We start from the raw sequence: 21,260 nt of genomic DNA on the forward strand, positions 1-21,260 counted from the left end.
TGATGTTTGCCATGCGTCAGTCTCGGGTCCGCACTCTCTTGCTCTCGGCGGCAGCCGGTGCGTGCCTGCTTCTTCCGGCGCTTGCCGATGAGTTTGACCTGTCTGCCACCCGGCGCACGGATCTGAGCGACACGGACATGGCCCGGGTCGTCGCCGTCACGCGGCCTGCCACTGATTTTTCTAGGGCGGAAGCTTTCGAGGCCATGCCCGGCGGCGCCACGACCTCCACGGCCCTCGTCAACGGGGATGCGTTTTCGCATTTCTCTGCCAATATCCGCTTTGCCGAACAGGAAACCTTCAAGCTCGGCAATGCGCTTTTCACCAAGCTCTGGGTCGCGGCACCCTCATCGACACAGGCCTCTGACGGTCTCGGCCCCCTCTACAATGCCCGCGCCTGCCAGAGCTGCCACCTGAAGGACGGTCGCGGCCATCCGCCGGAAGGGGCAAACGACCGGACCTCGATGTTCCTGCGGCTGGCGAGATCCGCACGCACGCCGGAAGAAGAAGCGCGCATCGCCCGGCACGAGGTGCTGAACTTTCCGGACGCGACCTATGGCGAGCAGCTGCAGGATCTCGCCGTTCCCGGCCTTGCCGCCGAAGGCGAGATGGAGATCGCCTATAGCGAGGTTCCGGTGATCCTGGCGGACGGAACCACCGTCTCGCTGCGCAAGCCCCGCTATTCGGTCGCGGAGTTTGCCTATGGTCCGTTGGGGTCCGACACGACGCTGTCGCCGCGCATCGCCCCGCCCATGCTCGGCATGGGGCTGATCGAGGCGATCCCGCAAGCCGATATCCTCGCCCATGCCGATCCGGACGACCGCAACGGTGACGGGATTTCAGGACGCGCGGCCATCACCCGCGACCACCGGACAGGGCAGCTTGCGCTCGGCCGTTTCGGTTTCAAGGCGCAGACAGCGACCGTGCGCGATCAGGTCGCGGCCGCTTTCTCTGGCGACATGGGTCTCTCCACCCCCGACCGGCCGAACCCCTTTGGCGATTGCACCACGGCCGAAACCGCCTGTTTGTCGCTGCCGACCGGCGTGCAGGCACGGCTTGGCGACAGCGAAGCCCCCGATCCGGTGATGGATCTCGTCACCTTCTATTCGAAGAACCTCGCCGTGCCGATGCGCCGGAGCGTCGAGGCACCGGATGTGCTGGCCGGCAAAAAGGTCTTCTATTCCCTCGGCTGCCCCAGCTGTCATGTGCCGAAATTCGTCACCCGCCGCGATGCGGACAATCCGGCCCAGGCCTTCCAGCTGATCTGGCCCTATTCGGATTTTCTGCTGCACGATATGGGCGAAGGACTGGCCGATGGTCAGGCGGTCGGCATCGCAACCGGACGCGAGTGGCGCACCCAGCCACTCTGGGGTATAGGACTGACCGAGACCGTCAATGGTCACACCTTCTTCCTGCACGATGGGCGCGCCCGCAACCTGACCGAAGCCATTCTGTGGCACGGCGGCGAAGCGCAGGCCGCCCGCGATGCATTTGCTGCACTGTCCGCAATGGATCGCGCCGCGCTCATTTCGTTTCTGGAGTCCCTTTGATGCGCAAGCTGATCTCCGCCCTTGTTCTTGCCGCGCTCTCGTCCTCTTCTGCCTTCGGGCAGGATGCAAACCTCGCGCCGCCAAAACCGATCACGATGGAAGAAACGAAGACGCTGATGGCGCATGTGGTGGATGATTTCATCCGCCCCGGCTACCGCACCTTCGCCACCTCCAGCAGCCGGCTGACCAATGCGATGATGGAGCTCTGCTCCAAACCCTCGGAAGAAACGCTCGCCGCTGCACGCGCCGCCTTCGAAGCGACCGCCATCGACTGGGCGCGCATCGAAGTGGTGCGGGTCGGCCCGGTGATCGAGGAGAACCGTTTCGAACGCATCCTGTTTTATCCGGACCGCAAGGGCACCGGCCTTCGCCAGGTGCAGGCGCTGCTCGCCAATCCGGACGAAGCGGCCACCTCTCCTGTCGGTCTGCGCGAAAAAAGCGTCGCCATGCAGGGGCTCGGGGCGCTCGAATTCGTGCTGTACGGCACAGGCTCTGAGGACCTGCTTGGCCAGGCGGACGGCTTCCGCTGCCGTTACGGCCTGGCGGTTGCCGGAAGCGTGCAGCGGGTGGCAACTGAACTGTCGCAGATCTGGGATGACCCGCAGGGCATCCAGAAGGACTGGAAGAACCCCGGGCCGGACAGCGCCGTCTACCGCGACCAGAACGAGGCGGTCACCGGTGTGCTCGGCATCCTCGTCCATTCCGCCGAAGCGTTGCGCGACCAGCGCATCGAAAGCTTCTACAAGGGCGAAGACAACAACACCTTTGCCAAACAGGCGCTGTTCTGGCGCTCCGGCCTCACCTTCCGTATGCTGACCGGAAATCTGATGGGCGTGCAGGCGCTGCTTGATCGCTCCGGGATCCGTGACCTGCTGAACGACGACCAGCGGTCGATCATCTCGTCCATCGATTTCGTGCTGAAATCGCTGATCCGTGTGTCGCAGGATATGGATCCGAATGTTGAGATGGCCGTGAGCACCGATGCTCAGCGCCAGAAGCTCGACTTCCTGCTTCTCAACAGCCGCGACCTGATCCTGCGCCTCAACGACAATCTGGGCGGCGGGCTCGGGCTCGGCGCCGGTTTCTCCTTCTCCGATGGTGACTGAGCCGTGGCGATGAAAAGCGGGCTGATCGACAGACGCAGTTTTGCCAAGGCGGCCGGCATCGGTTTTCTGGCATCACTCCTCCCGCACAAGCTTGCCGCGCTCCAGCGGGCCGACGCCGTCTTCGCCTCCGGCTTTCGCGCACCGGACGGCACCTATGGCCTTGCCACCGTCAGCGTGCGCGGCGAAGTGATCGACCGGATCGCCCTTCCCGCCCGTGCGCACGGGCTGTCCTATTGCAAGGTGACGGGGCGCGCCGTCGCCTTTGCAAGGCGGCCGGGCACCTTTGCCATGATCTTCGATCCGGCGGGCCGGGCAGAACCGGTGGTGATCCATTCGCCGGAGGACCGGCACTTCTACGGCCACGGGCATTTTTCGCCGGACGGCCGCATTCTCTATGCCAGCGAGAACGATTTCGACGGCAATCGCGGCATGATCGGCCTTTATGACGCGACGGACGATTTCCGCCGGATCGGCGAGTTCGACGCACACGGCATCGGCACCCATGACATGACCGTCTCCGATGACGGAAAACTTCTAGTGATCGCCAATGGCGGCATCGAGACGCATCCGGATTTCGGCCGCACCAAACTCAATCTCGACCGCATGGAGCCGACGCTCGTCATTCTCGACGCCGCCACCGGCGCGCTTGTCCAGCGCCACACGCTGCCGCCGCGCCTCAGCCGCCTCTCCACCCGCCACCTCGATATCGACGCGAAGGGCCGCATCTGGTTTGCCTGCCAGTATGAGGGGCCTCGCAACGACCTGCCGCCGCTTGCCGGTCATTTCGCACCCGGCGAAGACCTGACCTTCCTGCAGCTGCCGCAGCAGACGACGGAACTGCTCGCCAATTATGTCGGTGCCATCGCCGTCAACCGTGCCGAAAACCTCGTCGGCCTCACCTCGCCGATCGGCAATGCGGCCGTCATCGTCGATGCCGGCAATGGCCGCGTTCTGGCCGAGCAGGTGATCCGTGATGCGGCCGGGGTGGCACCGGCGCCGGAAGGTATGGCCGTCTCCTCCTATACGGGCGAACTTTGCCGCACCCGCTCCAATCTCGCCTGGGACCAGCATCTGATCCGGATCGGTTGATGCCTCTGGCGGATTGGCCGGCCATGCTCTAAATCTGAGCGATGAAAAAGATCCTGATCCATCTGCTGTTCATCGCGCTCGTTGTCGGGCTCGGCGCCCTTATCGGCGTCGCCAACGTGCCGGGCCGAGTGGTACCGGTCGCTCGCCAAACCGCCGTTCAACCCGCCCAACTGGATCTTTGGCCCGGTCTGGACCATGCTTTATGTGCTGATCGGCATTGCCGGTGCCCGCACCTGGCTTGCGGCGCCATCGTCGGCCCGCATGCAGATGTGGTTCGGGCAGATGGCGCTGAACTTCCTCTGGACGCCGGCCTTTTTCGGCGCCGAAAGCACCGTGCTCGGACTTCTCGTCATCCTGCCGCTGCTTTTGTCCATCCTCGCCTTCATCCGCATGAGCTGGACGCCGGATCGGCTGAGCGCCATCCTCTTCCTGCCCTATCTTGCCTGGGTGGGTTTTGCGACGCTGCTCAATCTCTCGCTCTTCCTGCTGAATTAGCCCTGAGCCGCACCTTGGCCTGCGGGCGGGCTTGCGAGCCGGCCTGCGGCATGCCAGTTTCGCACCCGCGAAAGGATGGCGGGCATGGACGGGATTGATGCGGGCGATTTCCGCGAACGGGTGAGGCGCAGTTTCGGTCGGCAGGAGGCGATGCGCACGATCGGCGCGGAGCTGACGCGCGTCGAACAGGCGCTGGTCGAAATCGAGATGCCCTTCGATGCCAAACTCACCCAGCAGCATGGTTTCCTGCATGCCGGCGTGATTGCCGCAGCGCTTGATTCCGCCTGCGGTTATGCCGCCTATACGGTGATCGAACCGGAGGCCTCCATCCTCACCATCGAATTCAAGATCAATCTTCTTTCGCCGGGGCGGGGCGACCGTTTCCTGTTCCGTGGCGAGATTACCAAACCCGGTTCCACCATCATCGTCGCCGATGGCCGCGCCTATGCCGTCAGCGATGGCCCCGCCAAGCTGATCGCCTCGATGACCGGCAGCATGATGGTGATCCGCGGCAGACAGGATGTCACCGGATGAGCTTCGAACTGAAATCGGTTGCCGGCAAAAGGCTGCTCTTCGTCATGGCGGTGGATGCCGAATATGGTCCGCATCTGAAAACCCGGTTCACACCGCTGATGACCGGCGTCGGCCCGGTGGAGGCCGCGATTTCCCTGACGAGGGCGCTCTCCCATCTCGCCATCGACGGTGCGCTGCCCGATCTCGTCGTCTGCCTCGGCTCGGCCGGATCGCGCATACTCGAACAGACGGAGGTCTACCAGATCGCCTCCGTCTCCTACCGCGACATGGATGCTTCCCCGCTCGGTTTCGAAAAAGGCCGCACGCCCTTCCTCGATCATCCGGCCGTCATCACACTGCCGCACCAGATTCCGGGCCTGCCCTCCGCCACGCTCTCGACGGGCGGTAACATCGTGTCCGGCGAAACCTATGACACGATCGATGCGGATCTCGTCGAAATGGAAACCTTTGCGGCACTGCGCGCCTGCCAGAGTTTTGGCGTGCCGCTGATCGGCCTTCGTGGAATCTCGGACGGCAAGGCGGAGCTTCGCCACGTCTCCGACTGGACCGAATATCTGCATGTCATCGACGAGAAGCTCGCCCACGCCATCGATCGCTTGACGCAGGCGCTGCAAACCGGCGATTTGCGGATCTGACGCAGTTGCCAAAACGAGCATTCTTCATTAAAGGCTCGCCATGACCCAGATCGCCCATCACGACCGCCTCCTCATCATCGATTTCGGCTCCCAGGTAACGCAGCTGATTGCGCGCCGCCTGCGTGAACTGAACGTCTATTGTGAAATCCACCCCTACCAGAACGTCACGGATACGTTCCTCGCGACCTTCAAACCGAAGGCCGTGATCTTCTCCGGCGGTCCGGATTCGGTGACGCGCGAAGGCTCTCCCCGCCCGCCGCAGACGGTCTATACGCTCGGTATTCCGGTGCTCGGCATCTGCTATGGTCAGCAGGTGATGATGCAGGATCTCGGCGGTCAGGTCGAAGGCGGAAAAATTTCCGGCGGTGGCGGCACGGCAGAATTCGGCCGCGCCTATGTAACGCCGGCCGACAAGAGTGATCCGTTCCTCGAAGGCTGGTTTGCCGATGGCCGCGAGCAGGTCTGGATGAGCCATGGCGACCATGTGAGCCGCATCGCACCCGGCTTCGAGGTCTATGGGACCTCGCCGAATGCGCCGTTTGCGATCACCGCCGATCCGGCCCGGCATTTTTATGCCGTGCAGTTCCACCCGGAAGTGCACCACACGCCGAACGGCAAGACGCTGTACGAGAACTTCGTCAAACTGGCCGGTTTTAAGGGCGACTGGACGATGGGCGCCTACCGCGCCGAGGCGATCGCCAAGATCCGCGCCCAGGTGGGTGACAAACGTGTCATCTGCGGCCTCTCCGGCGGCGTCGACAGCTCGGTGGCCGCCGTTCTCATCCACGAGGCGATCGGCGAACAGCTGACCTGCGTCTTCGTCGATCACGGCCTTCTGCGCCAGGGTGAGGCCGAAGAGGTCGTCACCATGTTCCGCGACCACTACAACATCCCGCTGATCCATGCCGACGAGCAGGAACTCTTCCTCGGCGCGCTCGAAGGCGTGACGGACCCGGAAGTCAAGCGCAAGACGATCGGCAAGCTCTTCATCGACGTGTTCCAGAAACACGCGAACACCATCGACGGCGCCGAATTTTTGGCGCAGGGCACGCTTTATCCGGACGTCATCGAAAGCGTCTCCTTCTCGGGCGGTCCCTCCGTCACCATCAAGAGCCACCACAATGTCGGCGGCCTGCCGGAAAAGATGGGCCTGAAGCTGGTCGAACCGCTGCGCGAGCTCTTCAAGGACGAGGTGCGCGCACTCGGCCGCGAACTCGGCCTGCCGGACAAGTTCATCGGCCGTCATCCCTTCCCCGGTCCTGGCCTTGCGATCCGCTGCCCGGGCGAGATCACCCGCGCGAAGCTCGAGATCCTGCGCAAGGCGGACGCGGTCTATATCGACCAGATCCGCAAGCACGGTCTCTACGACGAGATCTGGCAGGCCTTCGTTGCGATCCTGCCCGTGCGCACCGTCGGTGTGATGGGCGATGGCCGCACCTACGACTACGCCTGTGCGCTGCGCGCCGTCACCTCCGTCGATGGCATGACCGCGGATTATTATCCCTTCACCCACGAATTCCTGGGCGAAACGGCAACCCGCATCATCAACGAAGTCGAAGGCATCAACCGCGTGACCTACGACATCACGTCCAAGCCGCCTGGCACGATCGAGTGGGAATGAAATGATGTGGTTCGCGGCGTTTCGCGAACTATCACCATGTCCTCATAACTAGCTGAAATAAAACAAAAAGTCAAGCATTCACTATCGGAGCCTATCGCCCTGAAGCGATCGGCTCTGACGGTGCGTGCGACGGTATGCGTTTTTCGCCGTCCGCCGGATTTTTGCCCTACCGTCAGGCAAAAAACTGAAGCACTCCGTTAGGATCAATACTAACTGGCTGGTATATAACGATTATTCTCATAGATTGACGGTATCGAATTTGACGGTAAAATTGACCTCGAAAAAGGCGTTTTCGATCGTCAACGAGGCCGTTCCCATGCTCACTGACATGGCCATCAAGAGGCTGAAACCAAAGGATAAATTGTACAAGGTGGCTGACCGTGACGGTATGTACGTTTCCGTCGCCACGACAGGCCAAATCACCTTCCGGTACGACTACCGTCTGAACGGCCGCCGGGAGACGCTGACGATCGGCCCCTACGGCTCCGATGGCCTCACGCTCGCCGAAGCGCGCGAACGCTGCATCGCCGCTCGCAAGCTGGTGGCGGAGGGGCTTTCCCCTGCCCACGAGAAGCAGCGTGACAAGCGGCGCAAGGCCATGGAGCGCAGCTTCGGCGCGGTGAGCGGCATATGGATCAAGGAAGCGCGCATGGCGGAAAGCACCCGCTCGATGCGCAAGGCCATCCTCGATCGCGATATTCTCCCTGCCTGGAAGAACCGCCTTCTGACCGAGGTGACGCCGGACGATCTGCGCCAGCTCTGTGCCAAGGTGAAGGAGCGCGGCGCGCCGGCGACGGCCATCCACGCCCGCGACATCGTCAAGCAGATCTTCGCCTTCGCCATCCTGCACGGCGAAAAGGTGCCGAACCCGGCCGACGAGGTCGGGCCGGCCTCGATCGCGACCTTCCAGCCGAAGGACAGGGCGCTGTCCCCGGCCGAGATCAAGATCATGCTGCAGCAGATCGAGCATGTGCCGACCCTGCCGACCATCCGCCTCGGCTTGCGTCTGATCCTGCTCACCATGGTGCGGAAGAGCGAACTGCAGGACGCCATCTGGGACGAGGTGGATTTCGAGAACGCCGTCTGGACGATCCCGAAGGAGCGTATGAAGCGCTCGAAGGCGCACAACGTCTATCTCTCGCAACAGTCGCTCGACATCCTGATTGCGCTCAAGACCTGCGCCGGCAACTCGCGCTACCTGCTGCCGTCCCGTTATGACGCCGATGCGCCCATGTCGCGCGCCACCTTCAATCGCGTGACCACGGCCGTCGTGGCGCGAGCGAAGAAGGAGGGGCTGCCGCTGGAACCGTTCACGGTGCACGACCTGCGCCGGACCGGCTCGACGCTCTTGAACGAGATGGGTTTCAACAGCGACTGGATAGAGAAGTGCCTCGCCCATGAGGACGGGCGCTCATCGCGCGGCGTCTACAACAAGGCGGAATACGAACCGCAGCGCCGGCATATGCTCCAGGAATGGGCCGACATGATCGACGCCTGGGTGAAAGGAGAGAAGCGCGTGCCGACGCTGTTGCCGCCGTCGATACCGTTTATGGGCGCTGAAAACGTGTCTTGACTGGTCCCGCTCGCCGAATGCTTCAGCGGGCAGCGACCGATGACAAAGTGATCGGATCATAAGGCGCGGCGGCGTGTGAGTGGCGAGTCTTCGCGACAATCACTCCAACGGTCGAGTGAGAGCTACTCCCATATCTCGATCCTTCGACAGCCATCAGGAAGCGCGTGCCAATTTTTCAGGAGGAAGCGCAACGAGATGCCGATATGGCGCATCTGGACCCCGCCGAGATGCAACAAAATCCTTTGACGCGCACCTTTTTACGGTCTATATGCATCACAAGGCATCGATTATGCATCAGATCGTGAGCGGGGCGCATGGAGCACTTTTCAATTATTCAGGCCCTTTGTCGGGCGGCAATGGGCGAACCAACACCCGCACTGCGCAAACAAGTCGAGCGGCTAAGGGATGCTCTCGCCAAAGATGGTGAGGAAAAGCAGGCGGCATCGCTCGCGGGGATTCTTGCCACTGCGGAGCGTCTAAAGGAGATGGCTCCGAGTCGAATCGAGCGCTCCCGAGCGAACCTGTCCGGCGAGACACTCGGTCGCAACACGCCGGTTCCTGTCGATCGTGAAACGGCCGCCGCCTTGGCGGAGATCATTTTTCCATCTGAAGTCGAGGGGGCAGCTCCGCTCTTCAATTCGACTGTGACGCAGGCAGTCGGAACGATTGTCGATGAATGGACCGATTTCGAGGCGCTCGCGACCGTTGATATCGTGCCTTCGAAGACGTGTTTAATCTACGGAGCGCCCGGCACGGGGAAAACACGACTGGCCCTCTGGGTGGCTCGCAGGTTGGGGTTGCCCGTTGTTCTCGTGAAGCTGGATGGTCTTGTTTCCTCGTTTCTTGGAACGACAGCACGAAATATTGGAAATCTCTTCGCGTTCGCCAATCGCTATCGTTGTGTCCTCCTGCTTGATGAATTCGACGCGATTGCAAAGGTCCGCGACGATCCGCAGGAGGTCGGCGAGATCAAGCGCGTTGTGAATGCGCTTCTCCAAAATCTCGATGTTAGGCAAAACATCGGATTAACAATCGGCATCACCAATCACCCAAAGCTGCTTGATCCGGCAGTCTGGCGCCGTTTCGAGGTCCAGCTTGAGATCCCTAAGCCCGACTTTGAGGTGCGAAAGGCGATCGCCGCCATGTTTATGCCGCCTGTAACGGCTCCCGACAGCCATCTCCGTCTTATTGCGTGGTTCACCGAAGGTTCGACTGGGGCTGAGATCGAAGCGCTGGTAAGAACGTACAAGAAGGCTACCACGGTTCGCGAGGACGAGCGACGTGGGTTATTGGATACGCTCCGCCAATTTGCGACGCTCAACGCGGCTCGCATTCAGAGTGAGCGTCGAACGCTGTTGTTCGATGATCCCACAACTCTGTTCCGGGCCATGCGCGACGACCCCATCCTCGCATTTTCAATGGCCGACATCGGCGAAATCGCAGGGAGGGATAAATCGACCGTAAGTCGTCAGCTTGGACGGCAGTCGAGTAAAGCCGATGCGGGGGTGAATCATGGCTAGTCCGATCCAGATCGTCCTCAATCCGGACAATTATGAGGAAGCCCGAGAGGCGGGCGGCGGCGGCGGCCGCAAGGACTTCTTTGCTCACCGCGATCGGGAGTTTGGCGCCCACAAGGCAGCTCTGATCGAGCAGATCGACACTATCTCCGGGGTTCTTTCCGCGCAAGCGCAGGGACCGATCGGCTACGTCAAGGTCATCCTTAAACGAGATGCTTGGGCCAAGAGCCATCGACCCGTGGGGGCGCTCTTTCGCAGCGATCGGGTACCCGTAGTCGGGGGTGGGGATCTCGGCGTTATGATTGTCGAAGGCCGCCCATCGGCTTTGGCGCAGGTGAAAGCCGAAATTGCCAAGGCCGAAACGCAGACCAGAATGCGTTACGACGAGAAAAAGGGGAAAGAGGTGCCGAACCCCTCGGCGCAAAAGAGCGAGACGGGAGCAATCGAGCGGATCGAACTCTACGGCGCTTCCGACAAGCGCAACTTTTCGGTCGAAGAGGCCGTTGCTTGGCTCGCCAATCCGATGACGGGAAGCGGGTATCAAGTTGAGTTGTTCGACGTTCTGCCGCCGCGTGCCGAATGGGATCGCCTCGACCCCGCGCACAGACGTCTGGTCGAGTCCTTTGTTGCGGGCTTCAACGCCCTTGAACAAAGCTTGTCAGTGGAGCGTCTGCCGAACTGGAGGCAGCGCCTCCCTATGCTTTCCGTGCGCCTGGACCGAGCCGGAGATGGTGCCGTTCTACGGCTGACGAGCGTATCATCGAAGGAACGCCGGGAGCTCGCGCCCTTTGACCCGAATGTTCAACACCATAGCCGCTTGCTGGCATTCTTGGACACGCATCCCTTGGTCCGACGGATCGAGTTACCTGGCATCGTGGTGCGCTCTGCTCGCCCGGCAACGCCGGACCGCATTCGGCCAGCGCAAGCGGTCATGCCCGTTCGTGATAGTCGCAGAACTCATCCAAGGATGGGTATCATCGACGGCGGCATAAGCCCAGCGTTGGCTGACTGGGTTATCGATCGATGGGACGTGCTGGCCGACGAAGATATGGATCTATCCCATGGCACGTTTATTGGCGGGCTTGCAGTCGCTGGAGCAGGAATAAATGGTGCGGAGACTTGCCCCGAACCCGACGGAATGGAGCTGGTTGACGTGGCCGTCTTCCCAAATGAGCAGAAGGCTGGGGCGTTTGCATCTTACTATTCGGGTGGCCTCCCGCAGTTCTTCGATGAGATGGATGCGGCTGTCGCAGATGCGCGGGCGCGACACGGCGTGCGTGTTTTCAATATGAGTCTGAACATCCTTCAGCCCGCCGCACCCGATCGCTACAGCCCACATGCGGTCCGACTCGACCAGATTGCCGAAGAAAACAATGCCGTCGTGTTCATTTCGGCCGGTAACATTCAGCCGCAAGACCTTCGCCCTGAGTGGCCGGTCGATGCAGCAACTGCCCTTTCCAACCTTGCGCTTGCGCGAAACGATGGACTCCTGACGCCAGCGGAGAGCGCGAGGAATGTTGCCGTCGCGGCGCTGAATCCTCCGGGGCACAGCGGTTGCTTGCCGTTCGCCCCAGCCCGTTTCAGTCGTCGGGGGCCTGGGCTTCGGTCCGGTGGAAAACCCGACCTTGCCCACATCGGAGGCGCGGGCACGCAGCACGCGACACTGGGGCACGGACTTTTCTCAATCCTTCCTGATGGAACAGTAATCGACGGTTGCGGGACCAGCTACGCCTCGCCTTTGATCGCAAAGACGGCAGCAGTCCTCGACCATGCTATCGAGGGCGAGGTTTCGCGTGAGACACTCATCGGTTTGCTCGTGCACCACGCTGAGATTCCAGAACCCTTGAGCCAGAAAATGCTGGCGCCGGTGGCACGGCACCTTGTCGGGTTCGGGATGCCGCCGTCTGCTGAACGTATTCTGGAGACGGGCGATCATTCAATTACCCTGGTCTTCGCCTCGCGTATCCAGCACGGCCAGCAGATCAATTTCCGCTTCCCATGGCCAGCGTCCTTGGTCGGACCTGGCGGCAAATGCCGAGGGCGGGCGAAGTTGACGCTTGTATCGACGCCGCCGCTGGATGCGCGGTTCGGTTCCGAATTCGTCCGGGTCAACGTGAACGCCGTCCTGCAGCAGGAGCAGGATGAGGGAAAATGGAAGGGTCGCCTTGATCCGCTCTACCTCCCGTCGTCACGAGAGTCGCCGGCGGTCGAGGCGGAGCTAATCGAACATGACCTGAAATGGAGCCCCGTAAAGGTCCACGCCAAGACGTTCCCTCAGGGAGTTGGGCCTTCATCGAACTGGCGGCTGTTTGTTGAATATCTCACCCGCACTGGAGAGGTGATGCCAGAGGGGGGCGTCCCCTTCACGGCGATTTTAACCATCAGCGATCCAGAAGCGGAAAAGCCCGTTTTCAATGACATGCGGCAAAGCCTTCAGGCGATCGGTACGCAGATCGCTGACATTCGGACGGCCGCACGCATTACGCCGCGCGTTTAGCGCTGATATCGACAATGGAGTGATCAAGAGCACCGAACAATCGGCGATGAACATAAGCTCTCCGGGGTGTAAACTGATGTGCTGGTGACATGGAGGAACAATGGCAACGATCATTCATCTCGGACCAGACAATCCTATCCCGCCGGAGCGGCATGTCGCCGTTGTTGTCCATCGAGACCACATGGGGATGGAAAAGGGATATTTCTACGATAGCGCCGAACAGGACACCGGTGGATCAGGGCCATTCGACTGGCGCATGGCCGAAGCAATCGAGCGGGCCGAGCGGTTTGCGATCGACCGGAAGATTCCACTCGTCATCGTCCGCGCCAAAAGAAATTGAGCCTCAGCTATGCCCTCTCGCCTCGTTCAGCGTATTCATTTCGAAGATTTCGGCGGTACCGAGTTCGAGCGGCTTGTCTTTGCCTATCACGTGCGCGCAGGTTGGACGGATCTTGCTTGGTTCGGTCAGACCGGCAGTGACGAAGGACGCGATATCGTCGGGAGAGAGCTGATCGAGAGTGGGGGATATAGATCCAGTGTCATTCAGTGCGTCAATCGTAAAACGCTGACACAAAAGAAGGCCGAAGAAGATATGATGCGCGCCATTGCAGCATCTCGTGGTAATCTAAAAGCATTCAAATTTGTGGTGGGCGGTACTGTTTCTGCAGCGAGGCGCGATGCGGTCGAAGAGGCGGCGGTCAAGGCGGGCATAACGTCATTAGCGATATGGTCAGGAGTTGATTTTGAAGAACATCTCCGTTTGATCGGAGAGGATCTCCTCCGGCGTTTCTGCGACGGCGATCCGTTTCCGGATCGGCCGGACGAACTCTGCCATTTCGCAAGCGATTTTCCCGGCCTGACTGATATTGATGCGTTGGAGCAGATGGCAGTCGTATTCCAACGACCAGTCTTTCAGACTTGGTTTCAGGAAGAAAGCTCCCTGCCTGCGTTTCAGACTGCCATCGAAGACACAATTGCCGCGCTCAACACCGGCGTCTGGCGCACACGCGAAGGTGAGACTATCCGCCGGATACCTTCGCTTCATCACTTAAGGAACCCTCAAGTCAAAGCCAAAGTCAGGAAAGCGTCGGAACTTGTCGACAAATTGCGCCGGACCTTTATTGCCGGTCTGCGAGACAAAACGATTAGGCCATGCGGCTGTGGCAATCCAAGCTGCCCCACCTTCATGATTGATCGGACCGTGGCAGCAAGCTTGGACGACATTCGAAAGATGGCTTTGGACGCATTTCGTGAGGCGTACAGCCCCTTTGATGTTCATTTGCAGTGACCTGCATCCGAACTGGAAGGGAATGAGGTTAACCTTTGATGCGAGGTCTTACCAACTGAGTTCTTGGTAAAACCCTTGCGGAAAAGGGAAAAGCGCTGTTCGCGGTGTTTTGGCGCAACATACGGCGGTACACGTGGAAAGATGAAGAGGTCGAAAGACTGCATTCAAGCGGGTCCGTTACCGCAGGCAGGAAGTGGACTGTCTCGTCGTTGCCGTTCATGCCCGCTGAGATTGAGCCCTGACTTGCCGCGTCCGCCGCTGGCGAACATCAGGCGCCGGCGCTTTGGGTATGGCGTCCGCATCCGATGCTCGGCGCCTCTCGTTGAGCCAAGCTTCGACCTCGGCCAGATCCCACACCACGCATCGTGGCGTCAGGAAGAAGCGCTTGGGAAACTCGCCGCGCCGTTCCATCTCGTAGATCGTCGTGTCGGCGAGTGGCACGATTTTGCGCAGCTCCGGGCGACGGATCACGCGCTTGAACAGGGCAGCGGGCGGCTGAAACCGCTTGGAGCCGCTCTCGGCAGGCTCGTTGGCGGGTGGCTGCATGGTATCGGAGGCCAAGGTCCGATCTTCTCGAGAAATCGTCTGTTCGCGTTTCATTTCGATCGCCTTCGATCGCAGTGGAATGACTGCGACCAAGGTGATGCATGTCGCTCGTTCATTGAAGACATCGGGCGTCGGCGTGCGGGAAACGGCGGCCATCGCGCGAGAATCGGAGGCAATCGCGAGCGACACTTCACCCCTTATTCCCCAAAGCCCGGCGCGTTCTTTCCTGAGCGTACTATGCCTGTGGCCTTCGATCTTCCCCTCTCAACGAGCTCTGGTAACGCTGGCCGCCGCCGCGGCGCGGTCAAGCCCGGCCCGCACCGGACCGTGTAGGGCCTGACCGCGCCGCTCGATTGCGCCGGCCGAACGCCTCCTCGCCCTCGATCGGAGGGTGACATCGAAGGGAGGCCGACATGACCGCAGCTCTCATCACCAACGAACTCTATGCCCGGCTTCTCGCCAATGGTGCTCGCAGCGCCGCCGGCGAGGACATCGATCCGCGTCCTGTCGTCAAGCTCTTCACACCGGACGCTGGCGCCATCTGGCTTCTCACCGAAGCCGATCCCGAAGACCCCGACTGTCTGTTCGGCCTTTGCGATCTCGGCCTTGGCGAACCTGAACTCGGTTACGTCAGTCTTGCCGAAATCCGATCGGTGCGCGGACGTCTCCGGCTTCCGGTCGAACGCGACCTCCACTTCAAGGCCGAGCATCCGCTGAGTTGGTATGCCGGGTGCGCCCGCCAATCCGGCAGGATCGTCACCGCCTGACGATCGCAACCGCGCTCCGCCTTCGGGCGGGGCGCTTCGTCGTGCTCATGATCCGTCCGGAGACGGAAAGACGGCGATCAGGATGCACGGCTTTCAGGTTCGGAGGCTTTGCACATCCTGATCCGGTTCCCATGCCCGGCGCCCGCTGGCGCTCATGCCGGGCAGTTGCTTGGGGGCGCTGCCCCCTGGCGCGGTGCAAGGGATCGCTGACGCTCGGCCGGGACGGTTTCCCCGGCCTTCCGCGCGGATGCGTGTTTCAGATCCTCGCCCATAGGTTCGATCCGCTTGTGCAGGCCGGGTGATCCCCCTCCGTCTCGGCCGCCCTTGCATCTTGCACCCCCCGGTCTCGGCGACGGCCAGGGTTGCAGCGCAGCGCTGCGCTCCAACCCAAGCCAAAGGATCAAGATCATGACCGACACCATCGAAACGACCGCCACGGTTTCCGAAGCCCCCGCCGAGAACGGCGCGGTGCTATTCGTGCCGTTGAACAAGTTGAAGAAGTCGCCCCGCAACGCCCGCAAGACCCCGCATAGCGAAGCCCATATCGAGGCGCTGGCGGCGAGCATCGCTGCCAAGGGGATGCTGCAAAATCTGGTGGTGGAGCCGGAAACGAACGCGGACGGCGAGCCGACCGGCAGCTATTTCGTGACCATCGGCGAAGGCCGCAGACTGGCGCAGGTGCTGCGGGTGAAGCGCAAGCAGATCAAGAAGACCGAGCAGATCCGCTGCGTTCTGGATACCGAGAACGATGCGACAGAGATCAGCCTCGACGAGAACGTCACCCGCGAGGCGATGCACCCCGCCGACCAGTTCGAGCGGTTCCGCGAGCTTGCCGACAATCGCGGATGGGGTGCGGAAGAAATCGCCGCCCGGTTCGGCGTGACCGCCCATGTCGTCAGACAGCGGCTCCGCCTTGGTGCCGTCAGCCCGAAGCTGATGCAGGTCTATCGGGACGGCGGCTTGTCGCTGGACCAGTTGATGGCCTTCGCTATCACCGAAGACCATGACCGGCAGGAGCAGGTCTACGAGAACCTGTCGTGGAACCGCGACCCTTCCACCATCCGGCGCGACCTCACCAAGATGAATGTCGCGGCCACCGACCGACGCTCGATCTTCGTCGGCACGGACGCCTATGCGGAGGCGGGCGGCACCATCATCCGCGACCTCTTCACCGAGGACCGGGGCGGCTATTTCGAGGACGCCGCGCTGCTGGATCGGCTCGTCATGGACAAGTTGGAAGGCATCGCCGCCGAGGTACAGGCAGTCGAGGGATGGAAGTGGGCTTCCGTTCACATCGACTTCCCCCATGCGCATGGGATGCGCCGGACCTATCCGCATCCGGTGGACCTGTCGGAGGAAGACGCCACTGCCTATGGCGCCGCGCAAGAAGAGTACAATCGCCTGTCGTCGGAATATGAAGGCTATGAGGAATTGCCGGACGAGGCGGACCGGCGGTTCGCCGAGCTTGAAGGGGAGATCGAGCGGATCGACGCCAAGCGCCACGCCTATGACGCCGACGAGATCGCGCGCGGTGGCGCGTTCGTCATCCTGAACCATGACGGCACGGCCCGCATCGAACGCGGCTTCATCCGCGCCGAGGACGAAGCCCCGGAACCGGAGGGCACGGAGGATGCGACCGTCAACGAGGAAGGCGAAATCGTCGGGGACGAGGGAAACGGCGAAGACGCCGAACCACTGCCGGACGACGAGGAGACTGAAGACGCGGGCAAGCCGCTATCGGACCTTCTCATCCGCGACCTGACGGCCCATCGCACCCTTGGTCTGCGTCTCGCCCTTGGCGAGCAGCCGGATATGGCGCTTGTCGCCATTGTCCATGCGTTGGCGGCGCAGACCTTCTATCGAGCCGGGGAAGCGTTCTGCCTCGAAATCCGGCTGACCAGCGCCTATCTTGCCTCCTATGCGGACGGGATCGAGGACACGCCCACTGCGAAGGCGCTGGCGGATCGTCATGCCGGATGGGCGTCGGACATGCCCCGCGACGTGGCGGACCTGTGGGGCTTCGTCGCCGGTCTGGATCAGGCGAGCCTTATGGCCTTGCTCGCCCATTGCGTATCGCTGACCGTCAATGCGGTTCGGGTGCCGTGGGAGCAGAAGCCCCATGCCCGTGCGATGGCTTCAAGGCTGGCGAGCGCGGTCGCGCTGGACATGACGGCGCATTGGACCCCGACCGAGCGGACCTATCTGGGCCGTGTCACCAAGGCGCATATCCTCGCAGCCGTGCGGGAAGCGGTCAGTGATGACGCTGCCGAGCGAATTGCGGGCTTGAAGAAGACGGAGATGGCGCAGGCTGCCGAACAGCTTCTCGCTGGCACCGGCTGGCTGCCTTTCGTGCTGCGCCCCGCACGGCCCGTAGATATCGAAGCTGCGCCGGAAGCCGACGCCTACCTGCAAGCTGCCGAGTGAGGATCGGGCCGGGATCGTGCAAGCGATCCCGGCCTTCCTGCTTTCTCATCATCCCAAAAATCGCGGTCGCGCGGGGATCGACCCCGCGCGACCGATCCGATGACCGTCGCGGTCATCGGTGCAGGAGGACTCTACAATGGTCGTGCTCATGCTGATGGCCGTTGCGTTCGTCGCCAGTCTCTGTGTCCTGGCCTATATGCTCGCTGTCTATGCGCTGCCGTTCATGGTCGGCGTCGAGGCAGCGAAATGGGTCTATGCCTGTGGCTCCGGCCTGATAGGCGCAGGACTGGTCGGGATGGTGGCGGGTGCCGCCGCCTATGGCTTGCTGGTCGTTCTGTTCATGGTGGTCCGCTCACCGATCCTGCGTCTCGCCGTGGCGTTCTTCTTTGCCGCACCAGCCGCCGTAGCAGGTTATGCGATGGTCCACGGCATCACGAGGGAGGCTGTTCCGTCCAACATCTGGCGGACGATCTTCTGTGTCATTGGCGGCGGCGTGACCTGCTTGTCGGCTCTGATGCGGTTGGCTGCAACAGCATCGCCCATTCACCGCAGCGACTGATTATTTCGATGTTTCAGGGTATGGATGTTTCAATCGGCCGTCGAATGAAAGTTTTGCCTATGCTCAAAAGCCTACCCGCTCTCAACTTGCCTGATCCCTATTTCGCCGGGACCGCAGGTTTTGTCGGCAGCACAATTGAAGACCTTCATGGTGATATGTGTGCATTCGAGCTTCCCGCTGCGGCTTCTGAATCTGTAAGGCGATCTCATGACGCTATTCGGCACGCCTATATCTACGCCTATTTTTCCTATGACCTTCTGACGATGGCGGCGAGCCAGACGTTTCCATGCCTTGAACTCGCCTTGCGTGAACAGATCGGCCACCAGTTCGCCGGGCGTGTTCACAAGAACGGACGGCCCCGTCCCGCGATGCTCGACGAGTTGCTGAAGTCCGCCAAGCAACAGAACCTGATTTCCTCAGAGATCGAACATCTGAGCCAATTGCGCAATATGTTCGCCCACGGAAGCGATACAGTGTTGAATCCGCCCATGTTTCTGACCACGTTCGAGATTGTCACCGACATCATCCGGGAACTCTACATAAGCCAGCAAGTATGACCGGCGTTGCCCCTCCTGGGCCGCGCTCTCGGCTGCGCCGGAACCACGTCTGAGGCGTGTTTCCGCCATTCGGCTTCGATCGCTAACGCAAAGCGGCGGCGGGGCGCATGAAGCCCCGCATTCGACCGATGCGCGATGGTGTATTGCGTCAGTCGGTATAGAAGTGGGACCTGATTGTGGCGGTCTCGCAGCCTGGCCACCCTCTGGAACCGCGGAACGTACCGGGGCGGTTCATCCAGCTTCGTTCGACAACGAAGCCCGGCGGGAGCAGCACGTCCAGCCGCTCAGTCTGGAAATACCAACAATCCACGAACGGTGGCCGTAACTTTCACCATCTCTGTCGGGACAGCCAGCCGTTTCTGGAACGGGGCCAGCCATGACAGTGATCCCATTGGCCGGTCTCATCCCGTGACAGGCAACTGCTCGCATCATCGTATCTCCATCGTTTCGCCGAGTCGCACCCACGGCGTCCTCGAATGGATTGGGTCTGACCGAAGACCGGCTCTGCCTCGATCATCCTCCCGCAACGTCCGTCGCCAGCTTTTTTCCGCCGCCTTCGGCTTTGCATCGCGAAACAAAAAAGCCGTCGCCGGCCGCCTTCCACTGCGTTCCAGCCTTTCAGGTGCGGGCTGATCGTCCCCGGTCGCACGACCACCATCGAGGTCGCGATAGGCGCGGCCCGAGCAACGGAGACACGACAATGGCGACCATCGGCACCTTCACCAAGACCGCGAACGGCGACATCACCGGTACGGTCAAGACCCTGACCCTCAACGTCAAGGCCAAGTTCGTTCCCACCGAGGGCGACAGCGAGCGCGGCCCGGACTATCGGATCTTCGCCGGCACCACCGAGTTCGGCGCGGCGTGGAAGAAAACCGCCCGCGAGACCGGCCGCGACTATCTCTCGGTCAAGCTGGACGATCCGAGCTTCCCGGCTCCGATCTACGCCAGTCTGGTCGAGGACGAGGGCGGCGAAGCTCACAACCTCATCTGGTCCCGCCGCAACGGCGACTGAGGGCGAACACCTCCGAAGCCCCGCTCTCACGCGGGGCTTCGTCACGCTTATTAAGGCGGCCATTCAGGAAATGCAGAGACCAGTATGCGCGGCTTTCAGGTTCTGTTGCTGCGCGCATCCCGATCCAATCCTTTAGCCCGGCAACCGCTTTGCGCATGCCGGGTGTTGACTAAGGGCTCCGCCCCCGCGCGCTGCAAGGGATCGCTGGCGCTCGTCCGGGCCGGTGTCCCCGGCCTTCCTTCACTTCGTTCCGTGCAGACCGGGTGATCCCCCTCCCGCCCCGCCGCCCTTGCACCTTGCTACCCCGGTCTCGGCGACGGCCAGGGTTGCAGCGCAGCGCTGCGCTCCAACCCAGCCCCAAGGGAGACAGACCATGTATCATCATCTCGCCACCCGGTTCGGCCGCAACTCTCACCAGATCAGCGGACGCGAAGCCCTCGACAACGAAGCTCTTTTTCGTCACGTCCCCTCAGTGTTCGCCCGCGAAGCGCATGACAGCCGGTCGGAGCGTTACGTTTACGTCCCCACCATCGAGATCGTGGAAGGATTGCGCCGGGAGGGCTGGTTTCCGTTCTTCGCGGTGCAATCGGTGCCGCGCGACGGTAGCCGCCACGGTCACGCCAAGCACATGCTGCGCCTGCGCCGGGATGATGGGATCGGCATGCCCGAGGCGGCGGAAGTCATCATCGTCAACAGCCACGACGGGACCAGCGCCTATCAGATGTTCGCCGGGATGCTGCGCTTCGTTTGCACCAACAGCATGATTGCGGGAGAGCGGTTCGAGGAAGTCCGCGTGCCCCACAAGGGCGGCATTCAGGATCGGATCATCGAGGGCGTTTACACCGTCGCGGAGGACTTTCCGCGCCTGATCGATGCGACCGAGACCATGAAGGACACGCGGCTCTCACGGGACGAGCAGCAGGTGTTGGCCGAGGCGAGCCTTATCGCGCGCTATGGCGAGGAGGAAAGCCCGGTTCGCCCGGATCAGATCATCGCTCCGCGCCGCCGCGAGGATGTCGGGCAAAACCTGTGGCAGACCTTCAACGTCATTCAGGAAAACCTCATTCGGGGCGGGCTGGATGGACGACGGCAGACTGCGGATGGACGCATCCGCCGCAGCCGGACGCGGCCGATCAACGGTATCGACCAGAATGTCGGGCTGAACCGCGCCCTGTGGACGTTGGCCGAGGGAATGCAGCGGCTGAAGACCGCCTGACCCTCGCAAAGCCGTGGAGCCGGAAACCCGGCTTCACGGCTTTCCGCAGAAGCGTGGATCAGATTTCGCGCCGATCCGTCTTTGCGGATCGGCGGGTTTCCGCTGAGCAGACGAAACGCAGCTCGCCGGGCATGGCCCGGCTCGCGAAGGAACCTCAAAAACGATCCGAATTATCTTCAAATATTGATCGTCCAACGCGATCAACATATCGGGCAACAGTGACTTCAACGCGAGCCTCGTATCGCGAACAGTTCCTCTTTCCAGCAACGCATAA

General features: G+C 61.7%; 18 protein-coding genes and 1 pseudogene. 18 read left to right on the forward strand and 1 reads right to left on the reverse strand.

Annotated elements, in window-relative coordinates; genetic code table 11:
- Positions 1 to 2: 2 nt before the first annotated feature.
- The 12 genes and pseudogenes from OU993_RS05740 to OU993_RS05795 all read left to right on the forward strand — a co-directional run bounded on the left by OU993_RS05740 (position 3) and on the right by OU993_RS05795 (position 13,902).
- Entirely contained in the window at positions 3 to 1,547 is a 1,545-nt protein-coding gene (locus OU993_RS05740) for a di-heme oxidoreductase family protein (protein ID WP_442792876.1), read from the forward strand.
- Complete coding sequence (locus OU993_RS05745) at positions 1,547 to 2,653, forward strand: imelysin family protein (protein ID WP_268155299.1); 1,107 nt, start codon at positions 1,547 to 1,549, stop codon at positions 2,651 to 2,653. Before OU993_RS05740 ends, OU993_RS05745 begins: the two co-directional genes overlap by 1 nt.
- Positions 2,654 to 2,662: 9 nt before the next feature.
- Positions 2,663 to 3,742: a DUF1513 domain-containing protein gene (locus tag OU993_RS05750; protein WP_268157522.1), complete on the forward strand. Its 1,080-nt coding sequence runs from the start codon at positions 2,663 to 2,665 to the stop codon at positions 3,740 to 3,742.
- A 41-nt stretch (positions 3,743 to 3,783) separates the two neighbouring features.
- Positions 3,784 to 4,237 (forward strand): annotated as a pseudogene (locus OU993_RS05755) (TspO/MBR family protein).
- A gap of 84 nt (positions 4,238 to 4,321) precedes the next feature.
- Entirely contained in the window at positions 4,322 to 4,771 is a 450-nt protein-coding gene (locus OU993_RS05760) for a PaaI family thioesterase (RefSeq protein ID WP_268155300.1), read from the forward strand.
- Positions 4,768 to 5,406: a 5'-methylthioadenosine/S-adenosylhomocysteine nucleosidase gene (locus OU993_RS05765; RefSeq protein ID WP_268155301.1), complete on the forward strand. Its 639-nt coding sequence runs from the start codon at positions 4,768 to 4,770 to the stop codon at positions 5,404 to 5,406. Before OU993_RS05760 ends, OU993_RS05765 begins: the two co-directional genes overlap by 4 nt.
- 40 nt (positions 5,407 to 5,446) lie before the next feature.
- On the forward strand, positions 5,447 to 7,027 hold the full coding sequence (gene guaA / locus OU993_RS05770; protein WP_268155302.1) for a glutamine-hydrolyzing GMP synthase: 1,581 nt from the start codon (positions 5,447 to 5,449) through the stop codon (positions 7,025 to 7,027).
- A gap of 316 nt (positions 7,028 to 7,343) precedes the next feature.
- Positions 7,344 to 8,600 carry a tyrosine-type recombinase/integrase gene (locus OU993_RS05775; RefSeq protein ID WP_268155303.1) on the forward strand — a complete coding sequence of 419 codons (1,257 nt, stop codon included), beginning with the start codon at positions 7,344 to 7,346 and terminating at the stop codon, positions 8,598 to 8,600.
- A 314-nt stretch (positions 8,601 to 8,914) separates the two neighbouring features.
- Entirely contained in the window at positions 8,915 to 10,120 is a 1,206-nt protein-coding gene (locus OU993_RS05780; protein WP_268155304.1) for an AAA family ATPase, read from the forward strand.
- Positions 10,113 to 12,614 carry a S8 family peptidase gene (locus tag OU993_RS05785; protein ID WP_268155305.1) on the forward strand — a complete coding sequence of 834 codons (2,502 nt, stop codon included), beginning with the start codon at positions 10,113 to 10,115 and terminating at the stop codon, positions 12,612 to 12,614. Before OU993_RS05780 ends, OU993_RS05785 begins: the two co-directional genes overlap by 8 nt.
- A 100-nt stretch (positions 12,615 to 12,714) precedes the next feature.
- Positions 12,715 to 12,954, forward strand: coding sequence for a hypothetical protein (locus OU993_RS05790; RefSeq protein WP_268155306.1), 240 nt, complete (start codon positions 12,715 to 12,717; stop codon positions 12,952 to 12,954).
- Positions 12,955 to 12,963: 9 nt separating this feature from the next.
- The gene (locus OU993_RS05795) at positions 12,964 to 13,902 is read left to right on the forward strand and encodes a restriction endonuclease (RefSeq protein WP_268155307.1); all 939 of its coding nucleotides are present in this window, start codon (positions 12,964 to 12,966) and stop codon (positions 13,900 to 13,902) included.
- 216 nt (positions 13,903 to 14,118) lie between these two features.
- On the opposite strand, the gene OU993_RS28825 is transcribed toward OU993_RS05795, so the two are convergent.
- Entirely contained in the window at positions 14,119 to 14,637 is a 519-nt protein-coding gene (locus OU993_RS28825) for a helix-turn-helix transcriptional regulator (protein ID WP_442792877.1), read from the reverse strand.
- Between the two features lie 224 nt (positions 14,638 to 14,861).
- Between OU993_RS28825 and OU993_RS05805 the strand changes: the two genes are divergently transcribed.
- The 6 genes from OU993_RS05805 (at position 14,862) to OU993_RS05830 (ending at position 20,986) form a co-directional block, all read left to right on the forward strand.
- Complete coding sequence (locus tag OU993_RS05805) at positions 14,862 to 15,215, forward strand: DUF2958 domain-containing protein (protein ID WP_268155308.1); 354 nt, start codon at positions 14,862 to 14,864, stop codon at positions 15,213 to 15,215.
- Positions 15,216 to 15,623: 408 nt separating this feature from the next.
- Positions 15,624 to 17,639, forward strand: coding sequence for a ParB/RepB/Spo0J family partition protein (locus OU993_RS05810; protein WP_268155309.1), 2,016 nt, complete (start codon positions 15,624 to 15,626; stop codon positions 17,637 to 17,639).
- A gap of 136 nt (positions 17,640 to 17,775) precedes the next feature.
- Positions 17,776 to 18,198, forward strand: a complete 423-nt coding sequence (locus OU993_RS05815; protein WP_268155310.1) for a hypothetical protein — start codon at positions 17,776 to 17,778, stop codon at positions 18,196 to 18,198.
- An 8-nt stretch (positions 18,199 to 18,206) separates the two neighbouring features.
- The gene (locus OU993_RS05820; protein ID WP_268155311.1) at positions 18,207 to 18,755 is read left to right on the forward strand and encodes a hypothetical protein; all 549 of its coding nucleotides are present in this window, start codon (positions 18,207 to 18,209) and stop codon (positions 18,753 to 18,755) included.
- Between the two features lie 700 nt (positions 18,756 to 19,455).
- Complete coding sequence (locus tag OU993_RS05825) at positions 19,456 to 19,770, forward strand: DUF736 domain-containing protein (protein WP_237154117.1); 315 nt, start codon at positions 19,456 to 19,458, stop codon at positions 19,768 to 19,770.
- 373 nt (positions 19,771 to 20,143) lie between these two features.
- Complete coding sequence (locus tag OU993_RS05830) at positions 20,144 to 20,986, forward strand: DUF932 domain-containing protein (protein ID WP_268155312.1); 843 nt, start codon at positions 20,144 to 20,146, stop codon at positions 20,984 to 20,986.
- Positions 20,987 to 21,260: the final 274 nt, after the last annotated feature.

It is taken from the genome of Rhizobium sp. SL86, assembly GCF_026672545.1.
Lineage (GTDB): Bacteria > Pseudomonadota > Alphaproteobacteria > Rhizobiales > Rhizobiaceae > Neorhizobium.

What these genes read in the sequence shown, in the direction of transcription:
- OU993_RS05740 (WP_442792876.1), top strand. Translation starts at nt 3, where the DNA reads ATGTTTGCCATGCGTCAGTCTCGGGTCCGCACTCTCTTGCTCTCGGCG.
- OU993_RS05745 (WP_268155299.1), top strand. Translation starts at nt 1,547, where the DNA reads ATGCGCAAGCTGATCTCCGCCCTTGTTCTTGCCGCGCTCTCGTCCTCT.
- OU993_RS05750 (WP_268157522.1), top strand. Translation starts at nt 2,663, where the DNA reads ATGAAAAGCGGGCTGATCGACAGACGCAGTTTTGCCAAGGCGGCCGGC.
- OU993_RS05760 (WP_268155300.1), top strand. Translation starts at nt 4,322, where the DNA reads ATGGACGGGATTGATGCGGGCGATTTCCGCGAACGGGTGAGGCGCAGT.
- OU993_RS05765 (WP_268155301.1), top strand. Translation starts at nt 4,768, where the DNA reads ATGAGCTTCGAACTGAAATCGGTTGCCGGCAAAAGGCTGCTCTTCGTC.
- guaA (WP_268155302.1), top strand. Translation starts at nt 5,447, where the DNA reads ATGACCCAGATCGCCCATCACGACCGCCTCCTCATCATCGATTTCGGC.
- OU993_RS05775 (WP_268155303.1), top strand. Translation starts at nt 7,344, where the DNA reads ATGCTCACTGACATGGCCATCAAGAGGCTGAAACCAAAGGATAAATTG.
- OU993_RS05780 (WP_268155304.1), top strand. Translation starts at nt 8,915, where the DNA reads ATGGAGCACTTTTCAATTATTCAGGCCCTTTGTCGGGCGGCAATGGGC.
- OU993_RS05785 (WP_268155305.1), top strand. Translation starts at nt 10,113, where the DNA reads ATGGCTAGTCCGATCCAGATCGTCCTCAATCCGGACAATTATGAGGAA.
- OU993_RS05790 (WP_268155306.1), top strand. Translation starts at nt 12,715, where the DNA reads ATGGCAACGATCATTCATCTCGGACCAGACAATCCTATCCCGCCGGAG.
- OU993_RS05795 (WP_268155307.1), top strand. Translation starts at nt 12,964, where the DNA reads ATGCCCTCTCGCCTCGTTCAGCGTATTCATTTCGAAGATTTCGGCGGT.
- OU993_RS05805 (WP_268155308.1), top strand. Translation starts at nt 14,862, where the DNA reads ATGACCGCAGCTCTCATCACCAACGAACTCTATGCCCGGCTTCTCGCC.
- OU993_RS05810 (WP_268155309.1), top strand. Translation starts at nt 15,624, where the DNA reads ATGACCGACACCATCGAAACGACCGCCACGGTTTCCGAAGCCCCCGCC.
- OU993_RS05815 (WP_268155310.1), top strand. Translation starts at nt 17,776, where the DNA reads ATGGTCGTGCTCATGCTGATGGCCGTTGCGTTCGTCGCCAGTCTCTGT.
- OU993_RS05820 (WP_268155311.1), top strand. Translation starts at nt 18,207, where the DNA reads ATGTTTCAGGGTATGGATGTTTCAATCGGCCGTCGAATGAAAGTTTTG.
- OU993_RS05825 (WP_237154117.1), top strand. Translation starts at nt 19,456, where the DNA reads ATGGCGACCATCGGCACCTTCACCAAGACCGCGAACGGCGACATCACC.
- OU993_RS05830 (WP_268155312.1), top strand. Translation starts at nt 20,144, where the DNA reads ATGTATCATCATCTCGCCACCCGGTTCGGCCGCAACTCTCACCAGATC.